At 49.0% G+C, this 6,328-nt stretch carries 8 protein-coding genes; all 8 read left to right on the top strand.

Annotated features, from left to right (window positions below; translation table 11 throughout):
- Positions 1 to 7: 7 nt before the first annotated feature.
- The gene (gene zapE, locus ACEN2G_RS09685; RefSeq protein WP_442021287.1) at positions 8 to 1,108 is read left to right on the top strand and encodes a cell division protein ZapE; all 1,101 of its coding nucleotides are present in this window, start codon (positions 8 to 10) and stop codon (positions 1,106 to 1,108) included.
- A 252-nt stretch (positions 1,109 to 1,360) separates the two neighbouring features.
- A complete protein-coding gene (gene rplM / locus ACEN2G_RS09690; RefSeq protein WP_087036787.1) occupies positions 1,361 to 1,789 on the top strand; it encodes a 50S ribosomal protein L13 in 429 nt (142 codons plus the stop codon).
- Positions 1,790 to 1,803: 14 nt separating this feature from the next.
- Entirely contained in the window at positions 1,804 to 2,196 is a 393-nt protein-coding gene (gene rpsI / locus ACEN2G_RS09695) for a 30S ribosomal protein S9 (RefSeq protein ID WP_442021288.1), read from the top strand.
- Between the two features lie 285 nt (positions 2,197 to 2,481).
- Complete coding sequence (gene petA, locus ACEN2G_RS09700; protein WP_442021289.1) at positions 2,482 to 3,072, top strand: ubiquinol-cytochrome c reductase iron-sulfur subunit; 591 nt, start codon at positions 2,482 to 2,484, stop codon at positions 3,070 to 3,072.
- Positions 3,073 to 3,074: 2 nt separating this feature from the next.
- On the top strand, positions 3,075 to 4,289 hold the full coding sequence (locus tag ACEN2G_RS09705) for a cytochrome b (protein ID WP_442021290.1): 1,215 nt from the start codon (positions 3,075 to 3,077) through the stop codon (positions 4,287 to 4,289).
- On the top strand, positions 4,289 to 5,020 hold the full coding sequence (locus ACEN2G_RS09710) for a cytochrome c1 (protein ID WP_442021291.1): 732 nt from the start codon (positions 4,289 to 4,291) through the stop codon (positions 5,018 to 5,020). The genes ACEN2G_RS09705 and ACEN2G_RS09710 overlap by 1 nt, the downstream gene beginning before the upstream one ends.
- Before the next feature lie 87 nt (positions 5,021 to 5,107).
- Positions 5,108 to 5,737: a stringent starvation protein SspA gene (gene sspA / locus ACEN2G_RS09715; protein WP_442021292.1), complete on the top strand. Its 630-nt coding sequence runs from the start codon at positions 5,108 to 5,110 to the stop codon at positions 5,735 to 5,737.
- Between the two features lie 2 nt (positions 5,738 to 5,739).
- The gene (locus tag ACEN2G_RS09720; protein WP_442021293.1) at positions 5,740 to 6,183 is read left to right on the top strand and encodes a ClpXP protease specificity-enhancing factor; all 444 of its coding nucleotides are present in this window, start codon (positions 5,740 to 5,742) and stop codon (positions 6,181 to 6,183) included.
- Positions 6,184 to 6,328: the final 145 nt, after the last annotated feature.

Here is a 6,328-nt window from a genome sequence, read left to right on the forward strand (position 1 = left end):
CCTTGCCATGAGCCCCAGTGAACGATATCAAGCCGATTTACAGCGGACCAACTTTGTCGAAGATGCCGCCCAGCAACTGGCGGTCCATCATTTACAGCGCCTATATGAAGCGCTGCTGCGGCCAGTGCCCCCAGCGCCGAAAGTCAACTTTTGGCAGAAACTGACCGGCCAACAGCCCGTGGCCCTCGAGCCCATTAGTGGCTTGTATTTTTGGGGCGGCGTGGGGCGTGGCAAAACCTACTTGATGGATAATTTTTATGACAGCCTGCCCTTTGAAAATAAGCTCAGGGTGCACTTCCATCACTTTATGCAGCGCGTACAAGAGGAGCTGCAAGTCTTAAAAGGACAAGCCGATCCGCTAAAAGTGGTAGCTGCTAACTTAATTAAACAAACGCGCATTATTTGCTTCGATGAATTTTTTGTTTCCGACATTGCTGATGCCATGATTTTGGGCACCTTGTTCGAGTACCTGTTTGCTGAGGGCATGATTTTAGTCGCCACTTCTAACCTTGTGCCCGATGACTTGTATCGCAACGGCTTACAAAGAGCGCGTTTCTTGCCCGCTATCGCCTTACTTAAACAGCACTGTACTGTGGTTAACGTAGATTCAGGCGTCGATTATCGGCTACGCACCTTACAACAAGCCAACTTGTATCATTACCCACTCAGCGCCGAAGCTGAGGCGGCGCTAGCGGCTTATTTTGCTGACTTAGCGGGCAGTGAGGCCTGTTGGGATCAAATCATTAGTATTAATCAGCGCCCGCTCACCACCATAGCCGAGGGTGCAGGTGTGCTCTATATGGATTATGAAGAGCTGTGCTGCACGCCACGCTCGCAGCTTGACTATATTGAGCTGGCTCGGCGCTATCACACAGTGATAGTGGCCAATGTCACGGCCATGGGACCTGAGACGAGCGATGCGGCTCGACGTTTTATTGCCTTAGTCGATGAGTTTTATGAACGACGGGTGAAGTTAATCCTGTCTGCGAGCGTGCCTATGACGGCGCTTTATGCGGCGGGGCGGCTCGAATTTGAGTTCCAACGTTGCTTGTCTCGCTTGATTGAAATGCAATCCCACGAATACCTTGCCAGAGAGCACCTTATTTAGTCACAATACTCGCCCCCGTATCAGGGCATGATATTGGGAAGGGGATGGGCGAGCCTACTCATTTTAATGGGCATTGAAATTAGTAGGTGATTATTACGGCAACTTTACCTATAATCGCCCAGCCCACGTTACACTGCTGTCTAACGGACGGCATCACTGTAAACAGACTGGTACTCGAAGGGGTATATGTTTGCTCGTGTTTTGCGCATGTGCGCAAGTGTATGATTCATTCTAAGTATTTTGGGTTTATCCATGAAAACTTTTGTTGCTAAGCCAGAAACCGTTAAGCGTGACTGGTATGTTGTTGATGCAGAAGGCAAAACTTTAGGTCGTTTGGCCTCTGAGATTGCGCTTCGTCTGCGTGGTAAGCATAAGCCGGAATATACTCCGCATGTTGACTGTGGCGATTACATCGTTGTAGTAAATGCTGAGAAAATTCAGGTAACCGGTAATAAAGCCGAAGGCAAAATTTACTATTCTCACTCCGGTTTTCCGGGTGGCCTGAAGTCAATCACTTTCGAAAAGCTGATTGTACGTAAGCCAGAGATGGTCATTGAGTCTGCCGTTCGCGGCATGCTGCCTCGTGGCCCACTGGGTCGTGCTATGTTCCGCAAGATGAAAGTCTTTGTGGGCGCGCAGCACAACCATGCGGCGCAACAACCTCAAGTACTGGACATCTAAGGCGGGATTAGGCAATGGCAGAAACTCAATACTACGGTACTGGTCGTCGTAAAAGCTCAACTGCACGAGTATTCGTGAAGCAGGGTAGCGGCAATATCGTAATTAACAAACGTTCTTTGGATCAGTACTTTGGTCGCGAAACCGCCCGTATGGTGGTTCGTCAGCCTTTAGAATTGGTTGAAATGACAGATAAATTTGATTTGTACATCACAGTTTCTGGTGGTGGCATTTCTGGTCAGGCTGGCGCAATTCGTCACGGCATTACACGTGCCCTGATGCAATTCGACGAGACTCTGCGCGCTTCACTGCGTAAAGCGGGCTTCGTTACGCGTGACGCTCGTAAAGTTGAGCGTAAGAAAGTTGGTCTGCATAAAGCACGTAAACGTCCTCAGTTCTCCAAGCGTTAATTGGGACGGCGTTTTACAACAAAAGCCCGGGTTTACCCGGGCTTTTTTTATGTGCAAAAATAATAGTTTTATCAAATTAGTAACACTTTGTTTTAAATAGAAACTATTTCAAATAATAAACATTTACTGTCACTTCCCCCGACCTTGTAAAAGAAGTGGTTTTTCTTTAGAATTTCAGGGTTTTTTGTGGCAATTGAAACCATAAATCCGCCGCAGTTGTCACAAACCGTCTCGAAGCATGAAACGAACAATAAACGCGCGGAGACCTAATGGGAGAGTTTTTGGATGAGCAATGCGCCAGTTAGTACCGGTCGCCGCAGATTTCTGACCTGGTCAACCACAGTTGTGGGTGGGGTTGGGGCTGCTTTTGTTGCGGTACCTTTTATTGCTTCATGGAATCCTAGTGCCAAGGCAAAAGCTGCTGGGGCGCCGGTTGAAGTAGATGTCAGTAAGGTTGAGCCCGGTCAGTTAATCCGGGTCGAATGGCGAGGTAAGCCTGTATGGGTGGTCCGTCGTAACCAAGCTACGTTGGATTCGTTAACTAAGCTTGATGACCAGCTTAGGGATCCTCACTCTGAGGAGCCACAGCAACCGGATTATGCACAGAACGATTACCGTTCGATCAAGCCTGAGTTATTGGTGACCGTCGGTATTTGTACCCACCTAGGTTGTTCACCTACTTATTTACCAGATACCTTTGGTGAGCAGGTTAAAGGCGTGACCTCAGGTTTCTTCTGTCCTTGTCACGGTTCTAAGTTTGACATGGCTGGCCGCGTGTTCAAAAACGTGCCTGCGCCACTAAACTTGGTGATCCCACCTTATTACTACGTCAATGACGCCACGATTTTAGTGGGCGCAGACAAGGAAGGAGCCTAAGCATGTTGGGTAAACTCGTAAACTGGATCGATGCACGGATCCCGATGACGGCGACTTACAACAAGCACGTAGGTCAATATCCGGCACCGAAAAACTTTAACTTCTGGTACTTCTTCGGCTCACTGGCCATGTTAGTGCTGGTGAACCAGCTGCTGACTGGCGTGTGGTTGACCATGAACTACAACCCGTCAGGTGATGGTGCCTTCGCGTCTGTCGAATACATAATGCGTGATGTGGATTACGGCTGGTTGCTGCGTTATATGCACAGTACCGGTGCCTCTGCGTTCTTCGTGGTGGTGTATCTGCACATGTTCCGCGGCCTGATTTATGGCTCTTACCAGAAACCACGCGAGTTGCTGTGGCTGTTCGGTATGCTGATTTTCTTGGTGCTGATGGCCGAAGCCTTCATGGGTTATCTGCTGCCTTGGGGCCAGATGTCCTACTGGGGCGCACAGGTTATTATTTCATTGTTCGGCGCCATTCCGGTGATCGGCGATGACTTAACGCTGTGGATCCGTGGTGACTACGTGATTTCGGGTGTCACCCTGACGCGTTTCTTCGCCTTGCACGTGATAGCGCTGCCGTTGGTGTTAGTGATACTGGTGTTCTTACACATAGTGGCATTGCACGAAGTGGGTTCTAACAACCCTGATGGCATCGACATCAAGAAAGTGAAAGACGAAAACGGCTGGCCGAAAGACGCAATTCCGTTCCATCCTTACTACACCGTAAAAGACGTAGTGGGCGTGGCAGGCTTCTTGTTTATCTTCGCCTTCTTTATTTTCTTTCTGCCTGAGGGTGGTGGTTACTTCTTAGAAGCGCCAAACTTTGAAGCGGCCAATAGCTTGAAGACGCCAGAGCACATAGCGCCGGTATGGTACTTCACGCCTTTCTACGCCATCTTGCGTGCCGTGCCTGATAAGTTAGCGGGCGTGGTCTTGATGGGACTGTCGATTGCGGTGCTGTTTGTGCTGCCTTGGCTAGACCGCTGCCAGGTGCGCTCGTTCCGCTACCGCAGCAAACTACATTTGTTGAACATCACTCAGTTTGTGATCTGCTTCGTTATCTTGGGTGTGCTGGGTACTTTGGCTTCTACTCCCACGCTAACATTGCTGGCACAAATCTGTTCCTTTGGTTATTTCGCCTTCTTTGTGCTGTTGTTCTTCTACAGCAAACACGAAAAAACCAAGCCGCTGCCAGAGAGGGTGACATTTTAATGAAGAAGTTAATCATTGCTATACTCGCCTTTTTGCCAGCTTTGGCCTTCGCATCAAGCACGGTCAAACTGGATCAGGCGGATTATGACCTGCGCGATAAGGCTTCATTGCAAAGTGGCGCTAAGTTGTTCATGAACTATTGTGCGGGTTGTCATAGTACTCAGTATCAGCGTTATAACCGCGTTGCTGAAGACTTAGACATCCCTGAAGACGTGATGCAGGCTAACCTCAATTTTACCGGTGTACCTGTCGGTGAACTGATGAAAAATGCCATCCCCGAGAAAGACGCGGCCGCTTGGTTTGGCGCGCCGCCTCCAGATTTAACGCTGGTGGCTCGGGTGCGAGGCGCAGATTGGCTATATACCTATTTGCGTTCTTTCTACAAAGATGACAGCCGTCCTTTTGGCGTGAATAACCTAGTGTTTCCTTCCGTGGGCATGCCTCACGTACTGGAGCCCTTACAAGGTAGTACCTCGCTAAAAATGCAAGAGCATACGGTAGACGGTAAACAAGTCACAGTACCTGTGGGGCTTGAAGTAGCAGGCAACGGCGAGTTGAGTACAGAAGAGTACGATCAGGCAGTATTAGATATCGTTAACTTCTTAGTTTACTCCGCCGATCCGGTTAAGCTTGAACGCCATCGTATGGGTTACTGGGTACTGGGTTTCCTAGTGATTTTCTTTATCTTCGGCTATATGTTGAAGAAAGAATACTGGCGTGACGTACACTGATTTAGACTTCGTCTAAGCTAGTTTTGGGGGCGGCAATGAGGCGAAATGCTTCATTGCCGTTCCTATTTATGATTTATGGAGGATCTAATGGCAGTTGCGGCTAATAAACGCTCTATCATGACGTTGTTTTCGGGTGCTGAAGATATATACAGCCACCAAGTGCGTATCGTATTGGCTGAAAAAGGTGTCAGTGTTGAAATCTGTCAGGTAGAGCTGGATGCGCTCCCTGAAGAAATGTTAGAGCTGAATGCTTACGGCACTCTGCCGACCTTGGTCGACCGAGAGCTGGTGCTATATGAATCAGACATTATCATGGAATATTTGGATGAGCGTTTTCCTCATCCGCCTTTGATGCCGGTATATCCAGTGGCACGCGGCAGCAGCCGTTTAATGATGCACCGCATCAAACAAGACTGGTATTCACTGGTTGAGCGTATTCAGCGTAACGATAAAGCAGACGAAGCCCGCAAAGAATTGCGTGAAGCCTTGTTAGCAGTAGCACCGATATTTGGCGAATATTCTTACTTTATGAGTGAAGAATTTAGCTTGGTAGATTGCTATATGGCGCCGCTGTTATGGCGTTTGCCGTCTCTGGGCATTGAGCTGTCTGGCCGTGGTTCGAAAGAGCTGAAGGGCTATATGATCCGCTTGTTTGAGCGTGAGTCATATCAAGCCTCCATGACCGAAGCCGAGCGTGATATCGGTGGTAAGATTTAATTATGGATAATCTGACACCCAGCCGTCCGTATTTGTTGCGTGCCTTTTATGAGTGGCTGTTAGATAACGAACTGACGCCGCATTTATTGGTGAACGCCAGCCTAGCGCACACCAGGGTACCGCAGCAGTATGTAAAAGATGGCCAAATCGTGCTGAACATAGCGCCTTCTGCCGTCGTTGGTTTACATATGGATAACGATGCGCTGAGTTTCAGCGCGCGTTTTGGTGGCTCGCCATTTCAGGTTTATGTGCCTATGGCGGCCGTGGTGTCGATTCAGGCGAGAGAAAACGGTGCTGGCACCTTTTTCCCACCTGAGGCCGCTTATGATGCGTGGGCAGAAAGCTTAGACGCAGAAGCCCCTGCAGGGGCGTCATCAAGCACTGAGTCTGATGATGAGCCCACGCCGCCGAAGAAAGGCCGACCTAGCTTACGCGTCGTTAAATAATTAACGCCTTACCAGAAACCAAAACGCAGCCTAAAGGCTGCGTTTTTTTATATCTAATGGGTGAGCGTTTTTGGAATGGCCCCGAATAAGTAGACACTTCTTCAGAGTGAGGAAGTGTATGCAATACCGAACCAAGCGTAAATTT

It is taken from the genome of Oceanisphaera sp. W20_SRM_FM3 (assembly GCF_052119705.1).
Taxonomy (GTDB): Bacteria; Pseudomonadota; Gammaproteobacteria; order Enterobacterales; family Aeromonadaceae; genus Oceanimonas.